This is a genomic window from Mesorhizobium sp. M0778, assembly GCF_040320105.1.
GTDB lineage: Bacteria > Pseudomonadota > Alphaproteobacteria > Rhizobiales > Rhizobiaceae > Mesorhizobium.
The window spans coordinates 97,231-120,948 of sequence record NZ_JAMYPA010000006.1; the positions used below are offsets into that span (position 1 = coordinate 97,231).

At 62.0% G+C, this 23,718-nt stretch carries 32 protein-coding genes; 2 read left to right on the forward strand and 30 right to left on the reverse strand.

All coding sequences use genetic code 11. From position 1 onward, the window contains the following. Window positions 1-108: 108 nt before the first annotated feature. The 27 genes from NKI22_RS10725 to rpsL all read right to left on the reverse strand — a co-directional run bounded on the left by NKI22_RS10725 (window position 109) and on the right by rpsL (window position 16,420). Complete coding sequence (locus NKI22_RS10725) at window positions 109-720, reverse strand: adenylate kinase (protein WP_023717524.1); 612 nt, start codon at window positions 718-720, stop codon at window positions 109-111. Continuing rightward, window positions 717-2,057 (reverse strand): preprotein translocase subunit SecY, encoded by a 1,341-nt coding sequence (gene secY, locus NKI22_RS10730; RefSeq protein WP_023717523.1) that lies wholly within the window; start codon window positions 2,055-2,057, stop codon window positions 717-719. Before secY ends, NKI22_RS10725 begins: the two co-directional genes overlap by 4 nt. A 191-nt stretch (window positions 2,058-2,248) precedes the next feature. Next, window positions 2,249-2,722, reverse strand: a complete 474-nt coding sequence (gene rplO, locus NKI22_RS10735) for a 50S ribosomal protein L15 (protein ID WP_023717522.1) — start codon at window positions 2,720-2,722, stop codon at window positions 2,249-2,251. A gap of 22 nt (window positions 2,723-2,744) precedes the next feature. Further along, complete coding sequence (rpmD, locus tag NKI22_RS10740; protein WP_006205449.1) at window positions 2,745-2,942, reverse strand: 50S ribosomal protein L30; 198 nt, start codon at window positions 2,940-2,942, stop codon at window positions 2,745-2,747. 24 nt (window positions 2,943-2,966) lie between these two features. Further along, entirely contained in the window at window positions 2,967-3,530 is a 564-nt protein-coding gene (rpsE, locus tag NKI22_RS10745) for a 30S ribosomal protein S5 (RefSeq protein ID WP_006333394.1), read from the reverse strand. Between the two features lie 155 nt (window positions 3,531-3,685). Continuing rightward, complete coding sequence (gene rplR, locus NKI22_RS10750) at window positions 3,686-4,045, reverse strand: 50S ribosomal protein L18 (RefSeq protein ID WP_023675132.1); 360 nt, start codon at window positions 4,043-4,045, stop codon at window positions 3,686-3,688. Window positions 4,046-4,130: 85 nt separating this feature from the next. Then, window positions 4,131-4,664, reverse strand: a complete 534-nt coding sequence (gene rplF / locus NKI22_RS10755) for a 50S ribosomal protein L6 (protein WP_023675133.1) — start codon at window positions 4,662-4,664, stop codon at window positions 4,131-4,133. Between the two features lie 90 nt (window positions 4,665-4,754). Further along, the gene (gene rpsH / locus NKI22_RS10760; RefSeq protein ID WP_006205453.1) at window positions 4,755-5,153 is read right to left on the reverse strand and encodes a 30S ribosomal protein S8; all 399 of its coding nucleotides are present in this window, start codon (window positions 5,151-5,153) and stop codon (window positions 4,755-4,757) included. Window positions 5,154-5,165: 12 nt separating this feature from the next. Next, entirely contained in the window at window positions 5,166-5,471 is a 306-nt protein-coding gene (gene rpsN / locus NKI22_RS10765; RefSeq protein ID WP_023675134.1) for a 30S ribosomal protein S14, read from the reverse strand. Between the two features lie 27 nt (window positions 5,472-5,498). Then, window positions 5,499-6,077 (reverse strand): 50S ribosomal protein L5, encoded by a 579-nt coding sequence (rplE, locus tag NKI22_RS10770; protein ID WP_023717521.1) that lies wholly within the window; start codon window positions 6,075-6,077, stop codon window positions 5,499-5,501. Further along, the gene (gene rplX / locus NKI22_RS10775) at window positions 6,070-6,384 is read right to left on the reverse strand and encodes a 50S ribosomal protein L24 (RefSeq protein WP_023717520.1); all 315 of its coding nucleotides are present in this window, start codon (window positions 6,382-6,384) and stop codon (window positions 6,070-6,072) included. Before rplX ends, rplE begins: the two co-directional genes overlap by 8 nt. Window positions 6,385-6,396: 12 nt before the next feature. Next, window positions 6,397-6,765, reverse strand: coding sequence for a 50S ribosomal protein L14 (gene rplN / locus NKI22_RS10780; protein WP_006205457.1), 369 nt, complete (start codon window positions 6,763-6,765; stop codon window positions 6,397-6,399). An 82-nt stretch (window positions 6,766-6,847) separates the two neighbouring features. Continuing rightward, window positions 6,848-7,087: a 30S ribosomal protein S17 gene (gene rpsQ / locus NKI22_RS10785; RefSeq protein ID WP_023675136.1), complete on the reverse strand. Its 240-nt coding sequence runs from the start codon at window positions 7,085-7,087 to the stop codon at window positions 6,848-6,850. A gap of 11 nt (window positions 7,088-7,098) precedes the next feature. After that, complete coding sequence (rpmC, locus tag NKI22_RS10790) at window positions 7,099-7,299, reverse strand: 50S ribosomal protein L29 (RefSeq protein ID WP_006205459.1); 201 nt, start codon at window positions 7,297-7,299, stop codon at window positions 7,099-7,101. 13 nt (window positions 7,300-7,312) lie between these two features. Next, window positions 7,313-7,726 carry a 50S ribosomal protein L16 gene (gene rplP / locus NKI22_RS10795; RefSeq protein ID WP_006205460.1) on the reverse strand — a complete coding sequence of 138 codons (414 nt, stop codon included), beginning with the start codon at window positions 7,724-7,726 and terminating at the stop codon, window positions 7,313-7,315. A 27-nt stretch (window positions 7,727-7,753) separates the two neighbouring features. Beyond that, window positions 7,754-8,479, reverse strand: a complete 726-nt coding sequence (rpsC, locus tag NKI22_RS10800; RefSeq protein ID WP_023675137.1) for a 30S ribosomal protein S3 — start codon at window positions 8,477-8,479, stop codon at window positions 7,754-7,756. Continuing rightward, a complete protein-coding gene (gene rplV / locus NKI22_RS10805) occupies window positions 8,479-8,868 on the reverse strand; it encodes a 50S ribosomal protein L22 (protein WP_006205462.1) in 390 nt (129 codons plus the stop codon). Before rplV ends, rpsC begins: the two co-directional genes overlap by 1 nt. Before the next feature lie 2 nt (window positions 8,869-8,870). Further along, on the reverse strand, window positions 8,871-9,149 hold the full coding sequence (gene rpsS, locus NKI22_RS10810; protein WP_006205463.1) for a 30S ribosomal protein S19: 279 nt from the start codon (window positions 9,147-9,149) through the stop codon (window positions 8,871-8,873). A 16-nt stretch (window positions 9,150-9,165) separates the two neighbouring features. Next, entirely contained in the window at window positions 9,166-9,999 is an 834-nt protein-coding gene (gene rplB, locus NKI22_RS10815) for a 50S ribosomal protein L2 (RefSeq protein WP_023675138.1), read from the reverse strand. Window positions 10,000-10,021: 22 nt separating this feature from the next. Beyond that, a complete protein-coding gene (locus NKI22_RS10820; RefSeq protein ID WP_006205465.1) occupies window positions 10,022-10,315 on the reverse strand; it encodes a 50S ribosomal protein L23 in 294 nt (97 codons plus the stop codon). Then, the gene (gene rplD, locus NKI22_RS10825; protein WP_023675140.1) at window positions 10,312-10,932 is read right to left on the reverse strand and encodes a 50S ribosomal protein L4; all 621 of its coding nucleotides are present in this window, start codon (window positions 10,930-10,932) and stop codon (window positions 10,312-10,314) included. Before rplD ends, NKI22_RS10820 begins: the two co-directional genes overlap by 4 nt. Further along, window positions 10,932-11,660: a 50S ribosomal protein L3 gene (rplC, locus tag NKI22_RS10830; protein WP_023717519.1), complete on the reverse strand. Its 729-nt coding sequence runs from the start codon at window positions 11,658-11,660 to the stop codon at window positions 10,932-10,934. The genes rplD and rplC overlap by 1 nt, the downstream gene beginning before the upstream one ends. A gap of 96 nt (window positions 11,661-11,756) precedes the next feature. Beyond that, a complete protein-coding gene (gene rpsJ / locus NKI22_RS10835) occupies window positions 11,757-12,065 on the reverse strand; it encodes a 30S ribosomal protein S10 (protein ID WP_006205468.1) in 309 nt (102 codons plus the stop codon). Between the two features lie 63 nt (window positions 12,066-12,128). Beyond that, entirely contained in the window at window positions 12,129-13,304 is a 1,176-nt protein-coding gene (tuf, locus tag NKI22_RS10840; RefSeq protein ID WP_127294065.1) for an elongation factor Tu, read from the reverse strand. Window positions 13,305-13,371: 67 nt separating this feature from the next. After that, entirely contained in the window at window positions 13,372-15,462 is a 2,091-nt protein-coding gene (gene fusA / locus NKI22_RS10845; protein ID WP_023680448.1) for an elongation factor G, read from the reverse strand. 30 nt (window positions 15,463-15,492) lie between these two features. Further along, window positions 15,493-15,963 carry a 30S ribosomal protein S7 gene (gene rpsG / locus NKI22_RS10850; protein WP_008875664.1) on the reverse strand — a complete coding sequence of 157 codons (471 nt, stop codon included), beginning with the start codon at window positions 15,961-15,963 and terminating at the stop codon, window positions 15,493-15,495. An 85-nt stretch (window positions 15,964-16,048) separates the two neighbouring features. Continuing rightward, entirely contained in the window at window positions 16,049-16,420 is a 372-nt protein-coding gene (gene rpsL, locus NKI22_RS10855; RefSeq protein ID WP_006333356.1) for a 30S ribosomal protein S12, read from the reverse strand. 462 nt (window positions 16,421-16,882) lie between these two features. On the opposite strand from rpsL, the gene NKI22_RS10860 reads away from it, so the two are divergent. Beyond that, window positions 16,883-17,164, forward strand: a complete 282-nt coding sequence (locus NKI22_RS10860) for a transcriptional regulator (protein WP_352643661.1) — start codon at window positions 16,883-16,885, stop codon at window positions 17,162-17,164. Between the two features lie 124 nt (window positions 17,165-17,288). Next, window positions 17,289-18,218 (forward strand): Gfo/Idh/MocA family protein, encoded by a 930-nt coding sequence (locus NKI22_RS10865; RefSeq protein WP_352587583.1) that lies wholly within the window; start codon window positions 17,289-17,291, stop codon window positions 18,216-18,218. Between the two features lie 36 nt (window positions 18,219-18,254). Here the strand turns inward: NKI22_RS10865 and NKI22_RS10870 are convergent, their stop codons facing one another. From NKI22_RS10870 to rpoC, 3 genes are all read right to left on the reverse strand, one after another. Beyond that, window positions 18,255-18,626, reverse strand: a complete 372-nt coding sequence (locus tag NKI22_RS10870; protein ID WP_023721673.1) for a hypothetical protein — start codon at window positions 18,624-18,626, stop codon at window positions 18,255-18,257. Between the two features lie 38 nt (window positions 18,627-18,664). Next, window positions 18,665-19,330: an O-methyltransferase gene (locus NKI22_RS10875; RefSeq protein ID WP_352643659.1), complete on the reverse strand. Its 666-nt coding sequence runs from the start codon at window positions 19,328-19,330 to the stop codon at window positions 18,665-18,667. Between the two features lie 84 nt (window positions 19,331-19,414). Beyond that, the gene (gene rpoC, locus NKI22_RS10880; RefSeq protein ID WP_352958422.1) at window positions 19,415-23,611 is read right to left on the reverse strand and encodes a DNA-directed RNA polymerase subunit beta'; all 4,197 of its coding nucleotides are present in this window, start codon (window positions 23,609-23,611) and stop codon (window positions 19,415-19,417) included. Between the last annotated feature and the right edge of the window lie 107 nt (window positions 23,612-23,718).

Genomic DNA, 23,718 nt, shown 5'->3' on the forward strand with positions numbered 1-23,718 from the left:
CAAAGCGGCCTGCCTTGCCCTTGCGGACAAGCAAGCCTCATGCCTGATAGGAAGACGGGCCGCCATACCCCAGCGGACCGCTCCAGTCAAGCGCAATCGTTCGTTTCTCTAGCCGGCCGCCTGGCCAACCTGCCGGGTCGTCGCCCTGAGCACCGCCTCGATCTGCTGCGTCACCGCATCGATGTCGGCCATGCCATCGACGCCCCTGAGCTTGCCCTTGGCGTAGTAGTAGCCGATCAGCGGCGAGGTTTTCTTGTAATATTCCCTCAAGCGTTCTTCGAACACCGCTGGGCTGTCGTCCTTGCGCACCGGCAGGCCTGCGGCCTTGGCGTCCTCGGCGCGTTTGACGATTCGGCCAACCAGCGCCTTGTCGTCGACGACAAATTCGATGACCGCGTCTAGCTCCAGCCCGCGATCCGAAAGCATTTCCTCAACGGCGTCCGCTTGCACCAGGGTTCGCGGGTATCCGTCAAGGATGAAGCCGTTTGCGCAATCGGCTTGATCGATGCGCTCGGCCACGATGGCGTTGACGATAGCGTCGGACACCAGTTCACCAGCATCCATCACCGCCTTGGCTCGCCTGCCGACTTCGGTGCCGGCCTGAACAGCAGCACGCAGCATGTCCCCCGTGGAAAGCTGTGGGATGCCGTGTCTTTCTACCAGTCTCAGTGCTTGTGTCCCCTTGCCCGCCCCCGGCGGTCCAAGCAATATCAACCTCATCTGGCCTTCTTCCCCCCGCGCAGCTTCGACTTCTTGATCAGGCCCTCATACTGGTGCGCGATCAGGTGACCCTGAATCTGCGCCACCGTATCGAGCGTTACACTGACCACGATCAGGAGCGAAGTGCCACCAAGGTAGAACGGTACGCCAGTCGCTGAAATCAGGAACTCGGGCAGCAGACACACCAGCACCAGATAGATGGCGCCGACGACGGTGATGCGGGTGAGCACATAGTCGATATAGTCCGCAGTGCGCTCGCCCGGACGATAGCCCGGGATGAAGCCCGAATGCTTCTTGAGCTGGTCGGCGGTGTCCTTCGGATTGAAGACGATCGCCGTATAGAAGAAGGCGAAGAACACGATCATGGCAGCGTAGAAGGCCATATAGAGCGGCTGGCCGTGGCCGAGCGCCGCCAGGATGGTGCTCGCCCAGGCAGGCATGTTGGTCGTCTGCGAGAAGCCGGCAACCGTTGCCGGAAGCAGCAGCAGCGACGAGGCGAAGATCGGCGGAATGACGCCGGACGTGTTGAGCTTCAGCGGCAGATGCGAGGTATCGCCCTGGAACATGCGATTGCCGACCTGGCGCTTGGGATACTGGATCAGCAGGCGGCGCTGGGCGCGCTCGAAGAAGACGATCAGCGCGATGACGACGATGGCGAGCACGATGATCGCCAGGATCAGGCCGGTCGACAGTGCGCCGGTGCGGCCAAGCTCCAGCGTGCCGGAGATGGCGCGCGGCAGGCCGGCGACGATGCCGGAGAAGATGATCAGCGAAATGCCGTTGCCGATGCCGCGGGCGGTGATCTGCTCGCCAAGCCACATCAGGAACATGGTACCGCCGACCAGCGTGACGACGGTGGAGATGCGGAAGAACATGCCGGGATCGTTGACGATGCCATTGCCGCCCTCAAGCCCGACCGAAATGCCATAGGCCTGGACCAGCGCCAGAAGCACGGTGCCGTAGCGCGTGTACTGGTTGATGATCTTGCGACCCTGCTCGCCCTCCTTCTTCAGCGCTTCCAGCGAAGGAATGACCGAGGTCATCAGCTGCATGATGATGGAGGCGGAGATATAGGGCATGATGCCGAGGGCAAAGATCGCCATGCGCTGCACGGCGCCACCGGCGAACATATTGAACATGCCGAGTACGCCCTTGCTCTGCGACGAGAAGGCCTGGGCGAAAGCGTCGGGATTGATGCCGGGCAGCGGGATATAGGTGCCAAGGCGGTAAACGAGCAGCGCGCCGATGGTGAACCAGATGCGCTTCTTCAGATCCTCGGCTTTGGCGAAGGCCGAAAAATTCAGATTCGAGGCTAGTTGTTCAGCAGCCGAAGCCATGCCTGATTCTCCGCTTGGTCACGCTCGATGCCCGCAGCTCAGGCGGCGCGTGTCACCGAAGCTCACGAGATAAGCTCCGGACTGCAAACATGCAAGCGGCCGCGTTGATGCGGCCGCCACATCTGTCGGATCAAAGCACGACCGAAGGCAAAACCGAATTCCACCTTTGCCGACTGTGCTTCAAATTGCCGTTACTCGGCGGCTGCTTTCTCAGGCAACTTCACCGAACCGCCGGCCTTTTCGATCTTCTCGACCGCGGCCTTGGAGGCTCCGGCCACGTCGAAGGCAAGCTTGGCCTTGATGTCGCCGTCCGAAAGGATGCGCACGCCGTCCTTGACGCGACGGATGACGCCGGCCGCAACCAGCGCCTCGGCCGTCACAACTGTCTTAGCATCGAGCTTCTTGGCATCGAGCGCAGCCTGGATGCGGGCCAGCGACACAACGGTGAAGCTCTTGGCGAAGATATTGTTGAAGCCGCGCTTCGGCAGACGACGGTAGAGCGGCATCTGGCCACCCTCGAAGCCGTTGACGGCGACGCCGGAGCGCGCCTTCTGGCCCTTGACGCCGCGACCGGCGGTCTTGCCCGAACCGGAGCCGATGCCACGGCCAAGACGCTTCTTGGAATGCGTCGCGCCGTCCTTGTCACGCAGATCGTTGAGTTTCATCTGGGTTCTCCTGCGCTCTGGCTCAGCCCTCGTCCACGACGCGGACGAGATGCTGGACGGCAGCGATCATGCCGCGCACCGAGGGCGTATCCTCCAGCGTGCGCTGCTTGTGCATCTTGTTGAGGCCGAGGCCGACCAGCGTTGCGCGCTGCTCCTTCGGCCGGCGGATCGGCGAGCCGATCTGCTCGACGGTGATGGTCTTGGTTGCTTTCTTGGCCATGGTCAGATCCCTGGTCAGCTTCGACTATTCTTCAGCCGCAACGGCGGTGCCGCGGCGGGCCTGAAGGGTCGAATACTTGATGCCGCGCGCAGCAGCCACATCCTTCGGATGCATCTGGCTCTTCAACGCGTCGAATGTGGCGCGAACCATGTTGTAGGGGTTCGAAGAACCCATCGACTTGGCGACCACGTCATGCATGCCGAGCGTCTCGAAGACGGCGCGCATCGGGCCGCCGGCGATGATGCCGGTACCTTGCTTGGCAGCGCGCAGCAGAACACGTCCCGCGCCCCAGCGTCCCTCGACGTCATGGTGCAGCGTGCGGCCCGAGCGCAGCGGCACGAAGATCATGTCGCGCTTGGCCGATTCGGTCGCCTTGCGGATCGCCTCCGGCACTTCGCGCGCCTTGCCGTGGCCGAAGCCGACGCGGCCCTTCTGGTCGCCGACGACGACGAGCGCTGCAAAGCCGAAGCGCCGGCCGCCCTTGACGACCTTGGCGACCCGGTTGATGTGGACGAGCTTGTCGACCATGCCGTCGTCGCGCTCTTCGCGATCACGGCCGCGGCCGCCATCCCTACGTTCCTGTGCCATATCCTGTTCCTTGTTTTTTTCCGGAAGCACGGTTGATGATGATATCCGGCGCCTCTGTGGGTCGCCGGGGGCGAAAACTCTTTTTTCCTTCGCATGATCCTATCCGAAAAGTCTGCAACTTTTTGCTGCGCTGACCTCCGGTTCGGGATCACGCTTTAGAAGCTCAGACCACCTTCACGGGCAGCCTCGGCAAGCGCCTTGACACGGCCGTGGTAGATGTAGGCGCCGCGGTCGAAGACGACTTCCTTGACGCCGGCCTTCGAGGCACGCTCGGCGATCAGCTTGCCGATGGCAGCTGCGGCCGCGGTGTCGGCGCCGGTCTTGAGCGAACCCTTGAGCTCCTTCTCGAGCGTCGAAGCAGCGGCGATGGTGTGGCCCTTGGCGTCGTCGATGACCTGGACGTAGATGTTCTTCGACGTGCGATGGACCGACAGGCGCGGACGATCGCCAGCGACCTTCTTGATCTGGCGGCGGACGCGCTGAGCGCGGCGCTGGGTGGATTCTTTCGAGCCCATGATATCAGTTCCTTGCCTTCAAAAGACGGGGGCAACCATATGCGGTAGGACAAGCCTCCCGCGACCGCTCCCCGCGGCGTTAAAATTACTTCTTCTTGCCTTCCTTGCGGACGATCTTCTCGCCAGCATAGCGAACGCCCTTGCCCTTGTAGGGCTCGGGGCTGCGGTACTCGCGGATCTCGGCGGCAACCTGGCCGACCTGCTGCTTGTCGATTCCGGTCACGGTGATTTCCGTCGGCTTCGGCACCGAAATCGTCACGCCCTGCGGCGTCTCGTAGACAACGTCGTGGCTGAAGCCGAGCGCCAGCTGCAGGTTCTTGCCCTGCATGGCGGCACGATAGCCGACGCCTGTGATCTCGAGCTTCTTTTCGAAGCCGTCCTTGACGCCCTGCAGGATATTGACGATCTGCGTGCGCGACATGCCCCATTTGGAGCGGGCGGTCTTGGTCTGGTCGCGCGGCTGGACAGCGATCTCGCTGCCTTCCATCTTGACCAGCACTTCGTCGTTCACCACGAACTTCAGCTCGCCCTTCGGACCCTTCGCCGTCACGGTCTGGCCGTTGACGGTCGCGGTCACGCCCTGCGGCAGCGAAACGGGTTTCTTTCCAATACGAGACATTTTGTTGTCCTCGTCACTTCTCTTGTTTCAGGTCTCGGCCTTCGGGACTTGATCCCGAAAACCGGTTTCCAATTGGGGTGACATACCAGATCAGAAGATCTGGCAGAGGATTTCCCCGCCGACATTCTGTTCGCGCGCTTCGTGGTCGGCCATCACGCCCTTCGGCGTCGAAAGGATGGCGATGCCGAGGCCGTTGGCGACGTGCGGTATCGACTTGGCCGAAACGTAGACGCGGCGGCCGGGCTTCGAGACCCGGGCGATTTCGCGCACCACCGGCGCACCGTCGAAATACTTCAGCTCGATCTCGATTTCGGACTTGCCGTTGTCGAAGTCGGTCTGGCTGTAGTCGCGGATATAGCCTTCGGCCTTCAGCACGTCGAGGACGCGGGTACGCAGGCGCGAGGCCGGCGTCGAAACGCTCGACTTCTTACGGCCATACGCGTTGCGGATGCGGGTCAGCATATCGCCGAGAGGATCGCTCAATGACATGTTATGTCCTCCTTACCAGCTCGACTTGACCAGGCCCGGGATCTGGCCGTTATTGCCGAGATCACGAAGCGCGATACGCGATACTTTGAGCTTGCGATAATAGGCACGCGGGCGTCCGGTGACTTCGCAGCGGTTGCGGATGCGGGTCTTGGCCGAGTTGCGTGGCAGCGCCGAAAGCTTCAGCTGAGCGCGGAAGCGCTCTTCCATCGGCTTGGACTGATCCATGATGATCGCCTTGAGCACCTTGCGCTTGGCAGCGAACTGGTCCGCAAGCTTGCGGCGCCTGTTGTTCTTCTCGACTGAGCTGGTCTTTGCCATTTCAGATTTTTCCTTTTCTCGCTGCCGTTACTGGCGGAAGGGGAAGTTGAAGGCCTTGAGCAATGCCCTGGCTTCGTCGTCCGTCTTCGCAGTCGTACAAACGATGACGTCCATGCCCCAGATCTGATCAACCTTGTCGTAGTTGATCTCCGGAAACACGATGTGTTCCTTGATGCCCATGGCATAGTTGCCACGGCCATCGAAGCTCTTCGGGTTGAGTCCGCGGAAGTCGCGGACGCGCGGCAGCGCGATGTTCACGAGACGGTCGAGGAACTCGTACATGCGTTCCTTGCGCAGCGTGACCTTGGCGCCGATCGGCATCTTCTCGCGAACCTTGAAGCCGGCGATCGAGTTGCGGGCGCGGGTGACGACGGCCTTCTGGCCGGCGATCATCGCAAGGTCTTCCGCCGCGATCGAAGGCTTCTTCGAATCGCCGGTCGCCTCGCCGACGCCCATGTTCAGCACGATCTTGTCGATGCGCGGAACCTGCATCTCGTTGTCGTAGCCGAACTGCTCCTGCAGCGCCTTGCGGATGGTCTCGTTATAGACCTGCTTGAGGCGGGGCGTGTTCTGGGCAGTTGCCTGCTTGGTTTGAGCCTTAGCCATTGATGACTTCTCCCGAGCGCTTGGCGACGCGCACCTTCTTGCCGTCCTTCTGGAAGGTGAAGCCGACGCGGGTCGGCTTGCCATCCTTGGGGTCGGCCAGCGCGATGTTCGACAGCTGGATCGGCGCTTCCTTGGTGATGATCCCGCCCTCCTGGGACTGGGACTGCTTCTGGTGACGACGGATCAGGTTGACGCCGCGCACCAGCGCGGTGTCGTCCTTCGGCTGCACCGAGAGGACTTCGCCCGAACGGCCCTTGTCCTTGCCGGCCAGCACGACGACCTTGTCGCCTTTTCTAATCTTTTGCATTGGTCCGGCTCCTTACAGCACTTCAGGCGCGAGCGAGATGATCTTCATGTGGTTCTTGGCGCGGAGTTCGCGCGGAACCGGTCCGAAGATACGCGTGCCGATCGGCTCTTTCTTGTTGTCGACGAGAACGGCTGCGTTCTTGTCGAAACGGATCACGCTGCCATCCGGGCGGCGGATGTCCTTAGCCGTGCGAACCACGACCGCCTTCATCACATCGCCCTTCTTGACGCGGCCGCGCGGGATGGCTTCCTTGATCGACACCACGATGATGTCGCCCACGGAAGCATATTTCCGCTTCGAGCCGCCCAGCACCTTGATGCACATGACACGACGGGCGCCGGAATTATCCGCGACGTCGAGGTTTGTTTGCATCTGAATCATGACTGGCCGCCTTCTTCTTTTCTAACGGGACGGGTTTCTCACCCCTCCCCGGTCTGTCCAAAATTCGTTTCGTTAGCCCTGATCAGGCCTGGTCCGAAGACACCACGACCCAGCGCTTGTCCTTGGAAATCGGCTTCGATTCCTGGATGAACACCTGATCGCCGACCTTGTGGGCGTTGTTCTCGTCGTGCGCCTTGTACTTCTTGGTCATGCGCACGGTCTTCTTCATCACGGGATGCGTGAAGCGCCGTTCGACCTTGACGACAACCGTCTTCTCGTTCTTGTCGCTGACGACGGTGCCCTGCAGAATGCGCTTTGGCATGGTTTTCGTCCTTAAGCCTTCTTGGCCGCGGACTTTTCCGCAGCGATGGTCTTGATACGCGCAATGTCCTTGCGGACCTGCCTCACGCGCGCGGTCTTCTCAAGCTGGCCGGTGGCCTTCTGGAAGCGCAGGTTGAACTGCTCCTTCTTCAGGCTGGCCAGGTCGTCGGTCAGCTGGTCCTGGGTCTTGGTCCGGATGTCTTCGGCTTTCATGATCAGCCCGTCCTTATTCTGCGATGCGCTGTACGAAGCGCGTCCTGACCGAGAGCTTGGCCGCGCCGAGACGCAGCGCCTCACGGGCGGTTTCCTCGTTGACGCCGTCGATCTCGAACATGATGCGGCCTGGCTTGACGCGTGCCGCCCAGTAGTCGACCGCGCCCTTGCCCTTGCCCATGCGGACTTCGGTCGGCTTCGACGTCACCGGCACGTCCGGGAAGATACGGATCCACACGCGGCCGGCACGCTTCATCTCGCGGGTGATCGCGCGGCGGGCCGCCTCGATCTCACGCGCGGTGACGCGGTTCGGCTCAAGCGCCTTCAGCCCGAAACCACCGAAATCCAGGTTGGTGCCGCCCTTGGCGGTACCGTGGATGCGGCCCTTGAACTGCTTACGGAACTTTGTGCGCTTTGGCTGCAGCATCGTTCTAACTCCAAATTCCTAACTGTCTTACGCGTTTTCGCGACGGCGACCGCGTTCGCGCTCACCACCACCGCCATGCGCATGATCGCCCTCGGTGGCGCGGCGCTCCGAAGCCATCGGGTCGTGCTCGAGGATCTCGCCCTTGAACACCCAGACCTTGACGCCGCAAATGCCGTAGGCCGTATTCGCTTCGGCCGTGCCGTAGTCGACGTCGGCACGCAGCGTATGCAGTGGCACGCGGCCTTCACGATACCATTCCATGCGCGCGATCTCGGCGCCGCCGAGACGGCCGGCGCAGTTGATGCGGATGCCTTCGGCACCGAGGCGCATCGCCGACTGCACGGCGCGCTTCATGGCGCGGCGGAACGCGATGCGGCGCTCGAGCTGCTGGGCGATCGACTGGGCGACCAGGGTCGCGTCGATCTCCGGCTTGCGCACTTCGACGATGTTCAGATGCGTCTCGGACTTGGTCATCTCCATCAGCTTCTTGCGAAGCTTCTCGATGTCGGCGCCCTTCTTGCCGATGATCAGGCCCGGACGCGCCGCATGGATGGTGACGCGGCACTTCTTGTGCGGACGCTCGATCACGACCTTCGAGATCGCAGCCTGCTTGAGTTCCTTCTCAAGATATTTGCGGATCTTGATGTCCTCGTGCAGCAGCTTACCGTACTCGCCTGTATTCGCGAACCAGCGCGAATCCCAGGTGCGGTTGATGCCGAGACGCAGACCGATCGGATTGACTTTCTGGCCCATTATGCGGCCTCCCCTTTTTCTTCGACTTCACGAACGACGATCGTGAGGTGCGAGAACGGCTTCTCGATACGGCTGGCGCGACCACGGCCACGGGCATGGAACCGCTTCATGACGATCGACTTGCCGACATAGGCTTCCGCCACGATCAGCGCATCGACGTCGAGGTCGTGGTTGTTTTCCGCGTTGGCGATCGCCGATTCCAGCGTCTTCTTGACCGTGCCGGAAATCCGCTTGGCCGAGAATTCGAGGTCGGAAAGCGCTGTCGCGACCTTCTTGCCGCGGATCAGCGCGGCAACCAGGTTCAGCTTCTGCGGGCTGATACGGATCGTGCGCAACACGGCGCGCGCTTCGTTGTCAGCAAGCCTGCGCGGAGCTTTGGCCTTGCCCATGATTATTTCCTCTTCGCCTTCTTATCCGCGCCGTGACCGTAATAGGTCCGGGTCGGAGCGAATTCACCGAACTTGTGACCGACCATGTCCTCGTTCACCGAGACGGGAACGTGCTTCTGGCCGTTGTAGACACCGAAGGTGAAGCCGACGAACTGCGGCAGGATGGTGGAGCGGCGGCTCCACATCTTGATCACCTCATTGCGACCACCTTCACGAACCTTGTCCACCTTCTTCAGAAGGTAGCCGTCGATGAAGGGGCCTTTCCAAATCGAACGAGTCACTTGGCGTTACCTCTTCTTAGCTCTTGCGCTGATGGCGCGAGCGCAGGATGAACTTGTCGGTCGCCTTGTTGGACCGCGTCTTCTTGCCCTTGGTCGGCTTGCCCCAGGGCGAAACCGGATGGCGGCCACCCGAGGTGCGGCCTTCGCCGCCGCCATGTGGATGGTCGACCGGGTTCATGGTCACGCCGCGATTGTGCGGACGCTTGCCGCGCCACACGGTGCGGCCTGCCTTGCCGTCATTGATGTTGCCGTGGTCCGGGTTGGACACGGCACCGACAGTGGCCATGCAGGAGCCGTGGACGACACGCTGCTCGCCCGAGTTGAGGCGCAGGATCGCCATGCCCTGGTCGCGGCCGACAAGCTGGCCATAACCGCCCGCCGAGCGGGCGACCTGAGCGCCCTTGCCAGGCTTCAGCTCGATATTGTGGACGATCGTGCCGACCGGCATCGAGGCCAGCGGCATCGCGTTGCCCGGCTTCACGTCGACCGATTCACCGGCCACGATCTTGTCGCCGGGAGCCAGACGCTGCGGGGCGATGATGTAGGACAGCTCACCATCGTCATACTTGATCAGCGCGATGAAGGCGGTGCGGTTCGGATCGTATTCGATACGCTCGACCGTGCCGACGACGTCGAACTTGCGGCGCTTGAAGTCGATGATGCGGTAGGTGCGCTTGTGACCGCCGCCGATGAAGCGTGCCGTGATGCGGCCGTAATTGTTGCGGCCGCCCGATTTGGTCAGGCCTTCGGTCAGACCCTTGACGGGCTTGCCCTTGTAGAGGCCCGAGCGGTCGACGATGACCAGCTGACGGGTGCTCGGCGTTACCGGGTTGAATTTTTTCAGTGCCATTGTTCTGTCCTCGCGACCTTGCTCAGAGACCCGTCGCGACGTCGATCGACTGGCCGTCGGCCAGCGTCACAACCGCCTTCTTGACGTCGCTCTGGCGGCCGATCGTGCCGCGGAAGCGCTTGATCTTGCCCTTGCGGACAAGCGTGTTCACGGCCATCACCTTGACGCCGAACAGCGCTTCGACGGCGGCCTTGATTTCCGGCTTCGACGCCTTCTTGGCGACGTTGAAGACGACCTGGTTCTGCTCGGAAGCCATGGTCGACTTTTCGGTGATCGCCGGCGAGACGATCACATCGTAATGACGAAGGTCGGTCATTTGAAGCGCTCCTCGAGAGCCTCGACGGCGGCCTTGGAAAGGACCAGCGTGCCGCGGCGCAGAATGTCGTAGACGTTGATGCCCTGGATGGGCAGCACGTCGATGTTCGGGATGTTGGTCGCCGCCAGCTTGAAATTCTTGTCAAGCTCGGCGCCGCCGATCACCAGGGCGTTGCTCAGGCCCAGCGTCGCGAAATTCGCAATCAGTGCCTTGGTCTTGGCCTCGGTCAGCTTCAGCTCGTCGATGATGATGATCGACGCACTCTTGGCCTTGGCCGAAAGCGCATGCTTGAGACCGAGCGCACGCACCTTCTTCGGCAGATCGTGCTCGTGGCTGCGCACGACCGGGCCGTGGGCCTTGCCACCGCCGCGGAACTGCGGAGCGCGAGCCGAATGGTGACGGGCGCGGCCGGTACCCTTCTGCTTGTACATCTTGGCGCCTGTGCGGGCGATTTCAGCGCGGCCCTTGGCCTTGTGGGTGCCCTGCTGCTTCTTGGCAAGCTGCCAGCGCACGACGCGCTGCAGGATGTCCTCGCGCGGATCAAGGCCGAAAATCTCTTCGGAGAGCTTCAGCTTGCCGGCGTCCTTGCCGCCAAGCGTTGTAATCTTGAGGTCCATTATTCCGCTCCCTCTGTGGCCGGGGCCTCGTTCTTGGCGGCACCATCGGTCGCAACGGCGCGGATCGCGGCGGGCTTCGGCGCATTGGCCGGAAGCGCCACCTTGGCCGCGTCGCGGACCAGGATCCATGCACCCTTCGAACCCGGGACCGCACCGCGGATCAGGATCAGGCCGCGATCGGCGTCGGTCGAGACGACCTCGACATTCTGCGTGGTGACGCGGGTGTCACCCATGTGGCCGGCCATATGCTTGCCCTTGAACACCTTGCCCGGATCCTGGCGCTGGCCGGTCGAGCCGTGCGTACGGTGCGACACCGAGTTGCCGTGCGTCGCGCGGCCGCCACCCATGTGGTGCCGCTTGATGACGCCCTGGAAACCCTTGCCGATCGTGGTTCCCGTCACATCGACCTTCTGGCCGACGACGAAATGCTCGACGGTGATTTCGGCGCCGACATCGATCATGTTGTCGGCGGAGACGCGGAACTCGGCAACCTTGGCCTTGGGCTCGACGGAAGCGGTCGCGAAATGGCCGCGCATCGCCTTCGACGTGTTCTTCACCTTGGCAAGGCCAACGCCGAGCTGGACGGCGGTATAGCCGTTCTTCTCCTGCGTGCGCTGCGCCACGACCTGGCAGTTCTCCATCTGGAGAACAGTGACGGGAACATGTTCCCCGGCATCGTTGTAGATGCGGGTCATTCCCACCTTCTTTGCAATCACACCTGAACGCATCGGTTCAATTCCTTTAGAGTTCCCTGTCGGGGCTGTCGCCCCTCCACGCCTCTTGTTCCTTCAGAGTTCCGGGTCGCCCCGCTGACCTCTGGTTCCTTAGAGCTTGATCTCGACGTCGACACCGGCGGCCAGGTCGAGCTTCATCAAAGCATCGACCGTCTGCGGGGTCGGGTCGACGATGTCGAGCAGACGCTTGTGCGTGCGCATCTCGAACTGCTCGCGGCTCTTCTTGTCGACGTGAGGCGACCGGTTGACCGTGAACTTTTCGATCCGCGTCGGCAGCGGAATGGGGCCGCGGACGTTGGCGCCGGTGCGCTTGGCGGTCGACACGATTTCCCGTGTCGAGGCGTCGAGCACCCGGTGATCAAACGCCTTCAGGCGGATGCGGATATTCTGTCCGTTCATGCGTCACTTCCTTGTTCTGGCGCGGCGCGGGCAGCGCCCGCGACAGATCGGTTTAAGTCCAAATTACTCTTTGATGGTGACGACGATGCCGGCACCGACGGTGCGGCCGCCTTCACGGATGGCGAAGCGCAGCTTCTCTTCCATGGCGATCGGCACGATCAGCTCGACATCGACGGTGATGTTATCGCCCGGCATCACCATCTCGGTGCCTTCCGGCAGCGACACGATGCCGGTCACATCCGTCGTGCGGAAATAGAACTGCGGACGGTAGTTGGTGAAGAACGGCGTGTGACGGCCGCCCTCGTCCTTGGTCAGGATGTAGGCTTCGGCGACGAACTTCTTGTGCGGCTTGACGGTGCCGGGCTTGGCCAGAACCTGGCCGCGCTCGACGCCTTCACGGTCGACACCGCGCAGCAGCGCGCCGATGTTGTCGCCGGCCTGGCCCTGGTCGAGCAGCTTGCGGAACATCTCGACGCCCGTGCAGGTCGTCTTGGTGGTCGGACGGATGCCGATGATCTCCAGCTCCTCGCCGACCTTGACGACGCCGCGCTCGACGCGGCCGGTCACCACCGTGCCGCGGCCCGAAATCGAGAACACGTCCTCGATCGGCATCAGGAACGGCTTGTCGAGCGGACGAACCGGCGTCGGGATGTAGGCATCGACCGCCGCCATCAATTCGCGGATCGCGTCCTCGCCGATCTTCTTGTCAGAATCTTCAAGTGCGGCAAGCGCCGAACCCTTGACGATCGGAATGTCGTCGCCGGGGAACTCGTTCTTGGTCAAAAGCTCACGCACCTCCAGCTCGACCAGCTCGAGCAGCTCGGCGTCGTCGACCTGGTCGACCTTGTTCAAGAACACCACGATCGACGGCACGCCGACCTGGCGGGCCAAAAGGATGTGCTCGCGGGTCTGCGGCATCGGGCCGTCGGCGGCCGACACGACCAGGATCGCGCCGTCCATCTGCGCGGCACCGGTGATCATGTTCTTCACATAATCGGCGTGGCCGGGGCAGTCGACATGGGCATAGTGGCGGGCAGCCGTCTCGTATTCGACGTGTGCCGTCGAAATGGTGATGCCGCGTGCCTTTTCTTCCGGCGCCGCATCGATCTGGTCGTAGCGCTTGTATTCGCCAAAATACTTGGTGATCGCCGCCGTCAGCGACGTCTTGCCGTGGTCGACGTGACCAATCGTGCCAATGTTCACATGAGGCTTAGTGCGCTCGAATTTACCTTTTGCCATGTGATCTCTCCATTCCTGCCAGCCCGTGCGGGCCTTGAATTAAGTTACTGGTGCAACTCGTTTCGAGTTACGCGTATTTCTTCTGGACTTCCTGGGCGACCGCGGTCGGGACCGGTTCGTAATGGTCGAACTGCATCGTGTAGGCCGCGCGGCCCTGGCTCATCGAGCGAAGGTTGTCCACGTATTTAAACATGTTGGCGAGCGGCACCATCGCGTTGATGACCACCGCGACGCCACGGGCTTCCTGGCCCTGGATCTGTCCGCGACGGCCGTTCAGGTCGCCAATGACGCTGCCGACGTAATCTTCCGGCGTCACCACTTCGACCTTCATGATCGGCTCGAGCAACTGCACGCCCAACTTCGGCGCTGCTTCACGGAAGCAGGCGCGGCCGGCGATTTCGAAGGCCAGAACCGAAGAGTCCACGTCGTGGTAGGCACCATCGATCAGCGTCGCCTTGACGCCGATCATCGGGAACCCGGCGAACGGGCCCGAGGTCATGACGCTGTTGATGCCCTTTTCGACACCGGGGATGTATTCCTTCGGCACAGCGCCGCCGACGATCTTGGTTTCGAACTCGAATTCGCTGCTTTCCGGATTCGGCTCGAACAGGATCTTGACGCGGGCGAACTGGCCGGTACCGCCGGTCTGCTTCTTGTGCGTGTAGTCCTGCTCGTGCTTGCGAGTGATCGTCTCGCGATAGGCCACCTGCGGCGCGCCGACATTGGCCTCGACCTTGAACTCGCGACGCATGCGGTCGACGATGATGTCGAGGTGAAGCTCGCCCATGCCGGAGATGATCGTCTGGCCGCTTTCCTCGTCGGTCTTGACGCGGAAGGACGGATCCTCGGCGGCCAGGCGGTGAAGGGCGAGGCCCATCTTTTCTTGGTCGTTCTTGGTCTTCGGCTCGATGGCGATCTGGATGACCGGATCGGGGAATTCCATGCGCTCGAGGATGACCGGATGCAGCGGATCACTGAGCGTGTCGCCGGTGGTGGTGTCCTTGAGACCAGCGAGGGCGACGATGTCGCCGGCAAAAGCCTCTTCGACGTCGGCGCGCGAATTCGCATGCATCTGCAGCATGCGGCCGATGCGCTCTTTCTTGCCCTTCACGGTGTTGTCGACCGAGATGCCCTTGGTGAGCTTGCCCGAATAGATGCGGGCAAAGGTGAGCGAACCGACGAACGGGTCGTTCATGATCTTGAAGGCGAGCATCGACAGCGGCTCGTTGTCGTCGGCATGACGCTCGATCTCGGCGTCGGTCTTGGCGTCGACGCCCTTGATGGCCGGGACATCGGCCGGCGACGGCAGATATTCGACGACGGCGTCGAGCAGCGGCTGCACGCCCTTGTTCTTGAAGGCCGAGCCACAGAACATCGGATAGAACTTCACCGCGATCGTGCCCTTGCGGATGAGCGCACGGATCTCGTCATTGCTCGGCATCTTGCCTTCGAGGTAATTCTCGAGCGCCGTTTCGTCCATTTCGACGGCGGCCTCGATCATCTTCTCGCGGTACTCTTCGGCACGAGCCTTGAGGTCGGCAGGGATCTCGACGATGTCCCAGGCAGCGCCCAGCGTCTCGTCGCGCCAGACCAGCGCGTTCATCTCAACGAGGTCGACGACACCCTTGAACTCGGTCTCGGCGCCGATCGGCAGCTGCATGACGACGGCATGCGCACCGAGGCGCGAACCGATCATCTCGACCGAGCGGTAGAAGTCGGCGCCGATCTTGTCCATCTTGTTGCAGAAGATCATGCGCGGCACGCGGTACTTGTCAGCCTGGCGCCAGACGGTCTCCGTCTGCGGCTCGACACCGGCATTGGCATCGAGCAGCGCGATGGCGCCGTCGAGCACGCGCAGCGAACGTTCGACCTCGATGGTGAAGTCGACGTGGCCGGGGGTGTCGATGATGTTGAAGCGATGCATCTTGCCGTCTCGACCCTTCCAGAAGGTCGTGGTGGCGGCCGACGTGATGGTGATGCCGCGCTCCTGCTCCTGCTCCATCCAATCCATGGTCGCAGCGCCGTCATGGACTTCGCCGATCTTGTGCGACTTGCCCGTGTAATAGAGGACGCGCTCGGTGGTCGTCGTCTTGCCGGCGTCGATATGCGCCATGATACCGAAATTGCGGTAGTCTTCGATTTTATATTCGCGGGCCATGGGAGGTGCCTCTTCAGTCTCGTTCGCGCTTTACCAGCGGTAGTGCGCGAAAGCGCGGTTGGCTTCTGCCATCTTGTGGGTATCTTCACGCTTCTTGACGGCGGTGCCGCGGTTGTTGGCCGCGTCCATCAGCTCGCCGGAGAGGCGGTCGACCATAGTGGTCTCGTTGCGGTTGCGGGCGGCGGCGATCAGCCAACGGATGGCCAATGCCTGACGGCGCTCGGGGCGCACGTCGACCGGAACCTGGTAGGTGGCGCCGCCGACGCGGCGCGAACGCACTTCCACATGCGGCGCGACATTGTCGAGCGCCTGATGGAAGACGGTGACCGGTTCCTGCTTGGTCTTGGACTGGACCTGGTCGAGCGCGCCGTAGACGATGGTCTCGGCAACCGACTTCTTGCCGTCATACATGACGGCGTTCATGAACTTGGTGACGATCAGATCGCCGAACTTCGGGTCCGGATTGATCTCACGCTTTTCTGCACTGTGACGACGGGACATTTTTTCTCTGCCTCAATTCTACGCGGTGGCCTGGATCCCGGATCGTCGCTTGACGCCGCCCGGAACGACCTTGGCTACGCTTCGGTCACTTCGGACGCTTGGCGCCGTATTTCGAACGGCGTTGCTTGCGGTTCTTCACGCCTTGCGTGTCGAGCACGCCGCGGATGATGTGGTAACGGACGCCCGGAAGATCCTTGACGCGACCGCCGCGGATCATCACCACCGAGTGCTCCTGAAGGTTGTGGCCTTCGCCGGGGATGTAACCGATCACTTCAAAACCATTGGTCAGGCGGATCTTGGCCACCTTGCGCAGCGCCGAGTTCGGCTTCTTCGGCGTCGTGGTGTAGACGCGCGTGCAGACGCCCCGCTTCTGCGGGTTCTGCTGCATGGCCGGGACCTTGTTGCGCTTCACCGGCGCAATGCGCGGCTTGCGGATCAGCTGGTTGACGGTAGGCATTAAACCCTCTTGTCTCTCAATTCCGTGTCTCGCCCGGTCAGGGCCGCTCAAAGCGTCATTTCCATACGCAAATTCGGGCCACAAACCGCGCCTCGCGGTCTTGCCCGAACAAATGGCAGAGGAAGCGGAAGCCGCTTCATGCACGCCGGAAATGTCTTTTCGCTCGTAAAACGAACCCTGTTTGAGGCAAACTCCAAAGCGTGTCGCTTCGGAAGCAAGAGCCTCACATCGGTTCTGACTGGGCGGCTTCTACTCGTATGGCCACTGTCCGTCAACCCCGGAGCGGCAAATATTGCGCTGAAACCGAGGCGTGGCAGCCATGCGAAAAATGCATGTAATTTTCTTGCGCCGTTTTTCAAGAGGAAGGCAGAAAGTGACCGGCTTGCGCCTGTTTCCAGGCCGTGCTTCGTGCGAAAAGGCGGCATGAACAGCCCAAACCCCCTCGCCCGGAGGTACAAACCCGTGAATGACAATGAGGAGCGCCCGGTCACCATTATTACCGGCCGGGTGTGGAAGCGCAAAGGCGGTAAGCCGGAAGGCGTGCATCTGATGCTGGTCGCGCCGGACGACGATTCTGCGGTGCGCCGTGCTCTCGAATCGCTTGCCGCCGAAGGCTATGCCGAGGCCGAGCTCGACCAGATCGGCGACATGGACGGCGTGCCCGACGAGGAACCGCATCTGTCCGCCTATCAGGGCGCGCTCGAAGGCGAAGTGTCGATCGTGACGTTCGATGTGCCGATCTGAAGAGATCTGAATCGCGGTCGATCTCACGAGCCGGCGACAAAAGCCCGGCGACTTGCCCGCCACAACTTCTCTGCTAAGAAACGACCTCTGGCAAAACCAAGCACACTCAACCTGCGGAGCTCCCATGTCTTCTAATCCCATCAAGCTCGGCATCGTCGGCGTGGGAAAGATCGTCCGCGACCAGCATCTGCCGGCGCTGGCGAAGGACCAGGGTTATCGCCTGGTTGCCGCAGCCAGCCGCCATGGCAAAGTGGAGGACATCCCGAACTTCCCGACGATCGAGGCGATGCTCGACGCAACGCCCGAACTCGAGGCGGTGTCGCTATGCATGCCGCCGCAGTTTCGCTACGACGCCGCGCGCACGGCGCTGGCGGCGAAAAAGCATGTCTTCCTGGAAAAACCGCCCGGCGCCACGGTCAGCGAGGTCGAGGATTTGAAAGCGCTGGCGGTGGCGAACGGCGTCTGCCTGTTCGCCAGCTGGCACTCGCGCTATGCGCCGGCCGTCGAAGCAGCGCGTACATTCCTCAGCTCGACTACGATCAGGTCGGCCGCCATCAACTGGAAGGAAGACGTGCGCCGCTGGCATCCGAATCAGGAATGGATCTGGGCTCCCGGCGGCTTTGGCGTCTTCGATCCCGGCATCAACGCGCTGTCGATCGCCACCCACATCCTGCCACCGATGTTCATCAGTTCGGCAGAACTCGATTTCCCCGAAAACCGCGCGGCCCCGATCGCCGCCCATATCGTCTTCCGTACTTCGAACGGTCTGCCGGTGACGATGGAACTCGACTGGCGCCAGACCGGGCCGCAAAGCTGGGACATCCTGGCCGATACCGAGGCCGGATCGATGGTGCTTTCTGGCGGCGGCTCAAAGCTCGCCATCGATGGCCGCGTCGTTCACGAGGAGCCGGAAGCCGAATATCCGATGCTCTACAAGCGCTTCGCCGAGATCGTGCGCGCCGGCGTTTCCGACGTCGACCTCGCGCCGCTCCAGCACGTCGCCGACGCCTTCATGCTCGGCAAGCGCAATGTGGTCGAAGCTTTTTTTGACTGACACTGACCCCGGTAGAGCGACCTTGAATGTTCCGGATCATCTTGGCTTGCGGTCCAGGAATTCTCCCGGACGAGGCGCAGAAGCAACGGGAGCCGTCCGGTGTCCTTGTTCAAGTTCGCTCATGACATGTTGAACCGCCACCTCGAGATCGGCCTGCCCCCAGCCAAGCTCGGTGATTTCTCCATATCGAATGAAATTTGAGCGGCCGAAACCACCTTCAATGTCATTGTAAGAAATCACGCTCCGGCCGATCAACGCTACGACCCAGATGCGATGATCACTCCCAGCAGGAGAGTGATGCAGCCATTCTTCCGGATCGATCTTGATCAGGTCCCAAAGCCTTCGCTGCCCAAAGCTCATACGATCTCGGCCAGTGTTGATCAATTCCCAGATGGTCGCCTCGTTCAATTGCCGATTCCTTAAAAAGCCAGCCGCCGGTGGCAGCTTCAACTGACGATCGCTATTGCAAAGCCGTCATAGCCCTTGGCGCCAACAGTCTGGATCGCGGTACCTTCCAGACGCTTGTCGCTGCCGATGAACGAGAACGCCGCGCGTGCCCCTTCGACATTGGCGTCGCGACCATCTTCATTCACCACAGCGCCGTCACGGATGACATTGTCGCAGACGATGACAGTCCCCGGCCTCGAAAGACGCATGGCCCAGGACAGATAGTGCGGATTGTTCGGCTTGTCGGCGTCGATGAAGATGAAGTCGAACGGCCCGGCATTCTCGGCGCCTAACGCCGCAAGCGATTGAAGCGCCGGTCCGACCCGCAGTTCCACACGGTCCGACACCCCTGCCCGTTCAAAGTTCGACCGCGCGACACTGGCGTGGTGCGGATCAAGTTCGAGCGTCACGACCTTGCCGTCCACGGGCAACGCTCGCGCCATCCAGATTGTCGAATAACCGCCCAACGTGCCGATTTCGAGTACCTTCTTCGCTCCCTGCATTCGCGCAAGAAGTGACAGCAGCTTGCCCTGTGCCGGCGAAACATCGATCGCCGGCAGGCCGTGGTCATGGTTGGCCGCCAGAACCGCATCGAGGGCGGGATCCGCCTCGAAAAGAACCTCGACAATGTAGCCGTCGACAGAAGCCCAGATCCTCCTGCTCATCCGTTGTCCTCCGATCCGATTGGGGAACCACAATGCGAAAAGGGGCCACTTGGGCCCCTTTTCTATCTTCTCTTACTTGCGCGCTTACTGCGCGGCGGTAACCATGTCGGTCAGCATCGGCTCGGCGACCTCGACGCCGGACGCCTTGCGGCGCTCGTCGATGATCAACTCGTCGCGCGAGGTGGCGATGCGCCGGATCTGGCTCATCGTGCCGCCGGTGCCGGCCGGGATGAGCCGGCCGACGATGACGTTTTCCTTCAGCCCCTGCAGCATGTCGGTCTTGCCGGCAACCGCAGCTTCGGTCAGCACCCTCGTCGTCTCCTGGAAGGAGGCGGCGGAGATGAAGGACGGCGTCTGCAGCGAGGCCTTGGTGATGCCCAGCAGCACCGGCTGGCCTTCGGCCGGCTTCTTGCCCTCCTCGACCAGGCGCTCGTTGACCTCTTCCAGTTCGATCACGTCGACGTGGTCGCCCGGAATGTAGGTCGAATCGCCCTGCGTGGTGATCTCGACCTTCTGCAGCATCTGGCGAACGATCACCTCGATGTGCTTGTCGTTGATCGACACGCCCTGCAGGCGGTAGACCTCCTGGATCTCGTTGACGAGGTAGGAGGCAAGCGCCTCCACGCCCTTGATCGCCAGGATGTCGTGCGGCGCCGGATTGCCGTCGAGGATATAGTCGCCCTTCTCGATGACGTCGCCGTCCTGGAGATGGAACGGCTTGCCCTTCGGGATCAGGTATTCGACCGGCTCAAGCGTCGAGTCATGCGGCTCGATGATGATGCGGCGCTTGTTCTTGTAGTCGCGACCGAAGCGGATCGTGCCATCGATCTCGGCGATGATGGCGTGATCCTTCGGACGGCGTGCCTCGAACAGTTCGGCCACACGCGGCAGACCGCCGGTGATGTCCTTGGTCTTGGCGCTTTCCATCGGAATACGCGCCAGCACGTCGCCGGGGCGAACCTGTGCGCCGGGCTCGACCGAAAGAATGGCCTCGACCGAGAGCAGGAAGCGGGCGTCGCCACCCTTCGACAGCTTGCCGACCTTGCCCTTGGCATCCTGGACGACGATCGCCGGCTTGAGGTCGTTGCCGCGTGGCGTCGAACGCCAGTCGATGACCTCGCGCTTGGTGATGCCGGTCGATTCGTCGGCGGTTTCCTGAACGGAAATGCCATCGACCAGATCTTCGAACGCCACCCTGCCCTCGATTTCGGTGAGGACCGGGCGGGTATAGGGATCCCACTCGGCAATACGCTGGCCGCGCTTCACCTTGTCGCCATCGTCGACGAAGATGCGCGAACCGTAGGTGACGCGGTGCGTGGCGCGTTCCTTGCCGGCCTCGTCGAGGATCAGCACCGCCATGTTGCGACCCATGACCATCAGCTGGCCGTCGGAGTTGCGCACCACGTTGCGGTTGCGGATCTCGACCTTGCCCTCGTACGAGGCTTCAAGGAACGAGGAATCCACCACCTGCGCCGTGCCGCCCATGTGGAAGGTACGCATGGTGAGCTGGGTGCCCGGCTCGCCAATCGACTGCGCCGCGATGACGCCGACAGCCTCGCCCTGGTTGACAGGCGTGCCGCGGGCCAGATCGCGTCCGTAACAGACCGCGCAAACGCCGACCCTGACCTCGCAGGTTAGCGCCGAACGGATGCGGACAGACTGCACACCGGCCTTTTCGATCAGTTCCACGTCACGCTCGTCCATCAGCGTTCCGGCCTTGACCAGAACCTCGCCGGTGACCGGGTGAGTGATATCGTCGAGCGAGGTGCGGCCGAGAACGCGCTGACCAACCGAAGCGACGACCTGACCGGCATCGACGATCGGCTGCATGGTGAGGCCCTTGTCGGTGCCGCAGTCGAGCGAGTTGACGATGCAGTCCTGCGCCACGTCGACAAGACGACGCGTCAGGTAACCCGAGTTCGCCGTCTTCAAGGCGGTGTCGGCCAGACCCTTGCGGGCGCCGTGGGTCGAGTTGAAGTACTCGAGCACGGTCAGGCCTTCCTTGAAGTTCGAGATGATCGGCGTCTCAATGATTTCACCGCTAGGCTTGGCCATCAGGCCGCGCATGCCGGCGAGCTGGCGCATCTGGGTGGGCGAGCCGCGCGCACCGGAGTGCGACATCATGTAGATCGAGTTCATCGGCTTCTGACGGCCGTTGTCCTCGAACTCGACCGCCTTGATGCGGGCCATCATTTCGTCGGCGACCTTTTCCGAGCACTTGGCCCAGGCGTCGACGACCTTGTTGTACTTCTCGCCCTGGGTGATCAGGCCGTCATTGTACTGCTGCTCGTATTCCTTGGCCAAAGCCTCGGTGTCGGACACCAGCTTGATCTTGGCATCCGGGATCAGCATGTCGTCCTTGCCGAACGAAATGCCGGCACGGCAGGCGTGGCTGAAGCCGAGAGCCATGATGCGATCGCAGAAAATGACCGTCTCCTTCTGACCGCAATGGCGGTAGACGGTGTCGATCATCTTGGAGATGTTCTTCTTGGTCATCTCCTGGTTGGCGGTCTCGTAGGGCACGTTGACGTTCTTCGGCAGCAGCTCGCCGATGATCATGCGGCCAGGCGTGGTGTCGTGGATCTTCGATACGACCTTACCGTCGGCGTCGACCGTGCGGAAGCGCCCCTTGATCTTGGAATGCAGCGTTACCGCCTTGGTCTCGAGCGCATGCTGGAGCTCGCCCATATCGGCAAACACCATGCCCTCGCCCGGCTCGTTCTGGTTGACGATCGACAGATAGTAGAGACCGAGAACCATGTCCTGCGACGGGACGATGATCGGCGCGCCGGAAGCCGGGTGCAGGATGTTGTTGGTCGACATCATCAGCACGCGAGCCTCGAGCTGCGCTTCCAGTGACAGCGGCACGTGGACCGCCATCTGGTCGCCGTCGAAGTCGGCGTTGAAGGCCGTGCAGACCAGCGGGTGAAGCTGGATCGCCTTGCCTTCGATCAGGATCGGCTCGAACGCCTGGATGCCGAGGCGGTGCAGCGTCGGCGCGCGGTTCAACAGCACCGGATGCTCGCGGATGACCTCGTCGAGGATATCCCAGACCTCCGGACGCTCCTTTTCGACCAGCTTCTTCGCCTGCTTGACGGTCGAGGAGTAACCCTTGGCGTCGAGACGGGCGTAGATGAAGGGCTTAAACAGCTCGAGCGCCATCTTCTTCGGCAGGCCGCACTGGTGCAGCTTGAGCTCGGGACCGGTGACGATGACCGAGCGGCCGGAATAGTCGACGCGCTTGCCGAGCAGGTTCTGGCGGAACCGGCCCTGCTTGCCCTTCAACATGTCGGACAGCGACTTCAGCGGACGCTTGTTGGCGCCGGTGATGACGCGGCCGCGGCGGCCATTGTCGAACAGCGCATCGACGGCTTCCTGCAGCATGCGCTTTTCATTGCGCACGATGATGCCGGGCGCGCGCAGCTCGATCAGCCGCTTCAAGCGGTTGTTGCGGTTGATGACGCGGCGGTAGAGGTCGTTCAGATCCGACGTAGCGAAACGGCCGCCGTCCAGCGGGACAAGCGGACGCAGATCCGGCGGGATCACCGGAACCACCTTCATGATCATCCATTCCGGACGGTTGCCGGATTCCATGAAGTTCTCGACGACCTTGAGACGCTTCAGATACTTCTTCTGCTTTAGCCCGGAGGTGGTCGAAGCCAGTTCCGAACGCAGATCGCCGGCGATCTTCTCGAGGTCCATGCCGGCCAGCAGGTCGTGGATCGCCTCGGCGCCGATCATGGCGGTGAAACTATCCTCGCCATATTCGTCGACGGCCATCATGTACTCTTCCTCGCTGAGCAGCTGGTGCTCCTTCAGCGCGGTGAGGCCGGGTTCGGTGACGATGTAGTTCTCGAAGTAAAGGACCCGCTCGATGTCCTTCAGGGTCATGTCGAGCAGCGTGCCGATGCGCGACGGCAGCGACTTCAGGAACCAGATGTGGGCGACCGGTGCCGCCAGCTCGATATGGCCCATGCGCTCGCGGCGGACGCGCGACAGCGTGACTTCGACGCCGCACTTCTCGCAGATGACGCCCTTGTACTTCATGCGCTTGTACTTGCCGCAGAGGCACTCATAGTCCTTGATCGGACCAAAAATGCGCGCGCAGAACAGGCCGTCACGCTCCGGCTTGAAGGTGCGGTAGTTGATGGTCTCCGGCTTCTTGATCTCGCCGAATGACCAGGACAGAATCTTCTCAGGGCTGGCAAGCGAGATCCGGATGGAATCGAACACCTGCGCAGGCGCCTGGGGGTTGAAGAGATTCATGACCTCTTGGTTCATGCCGTTCTCCTTTTCGGGGTCCTCGAAAACCCCTTGCATCTAGCGCGGGCCAAACGCCCGCCGACTTGATCGGCCATCGGCCGAGAATTTGGTGCGTCCGGTCGCGG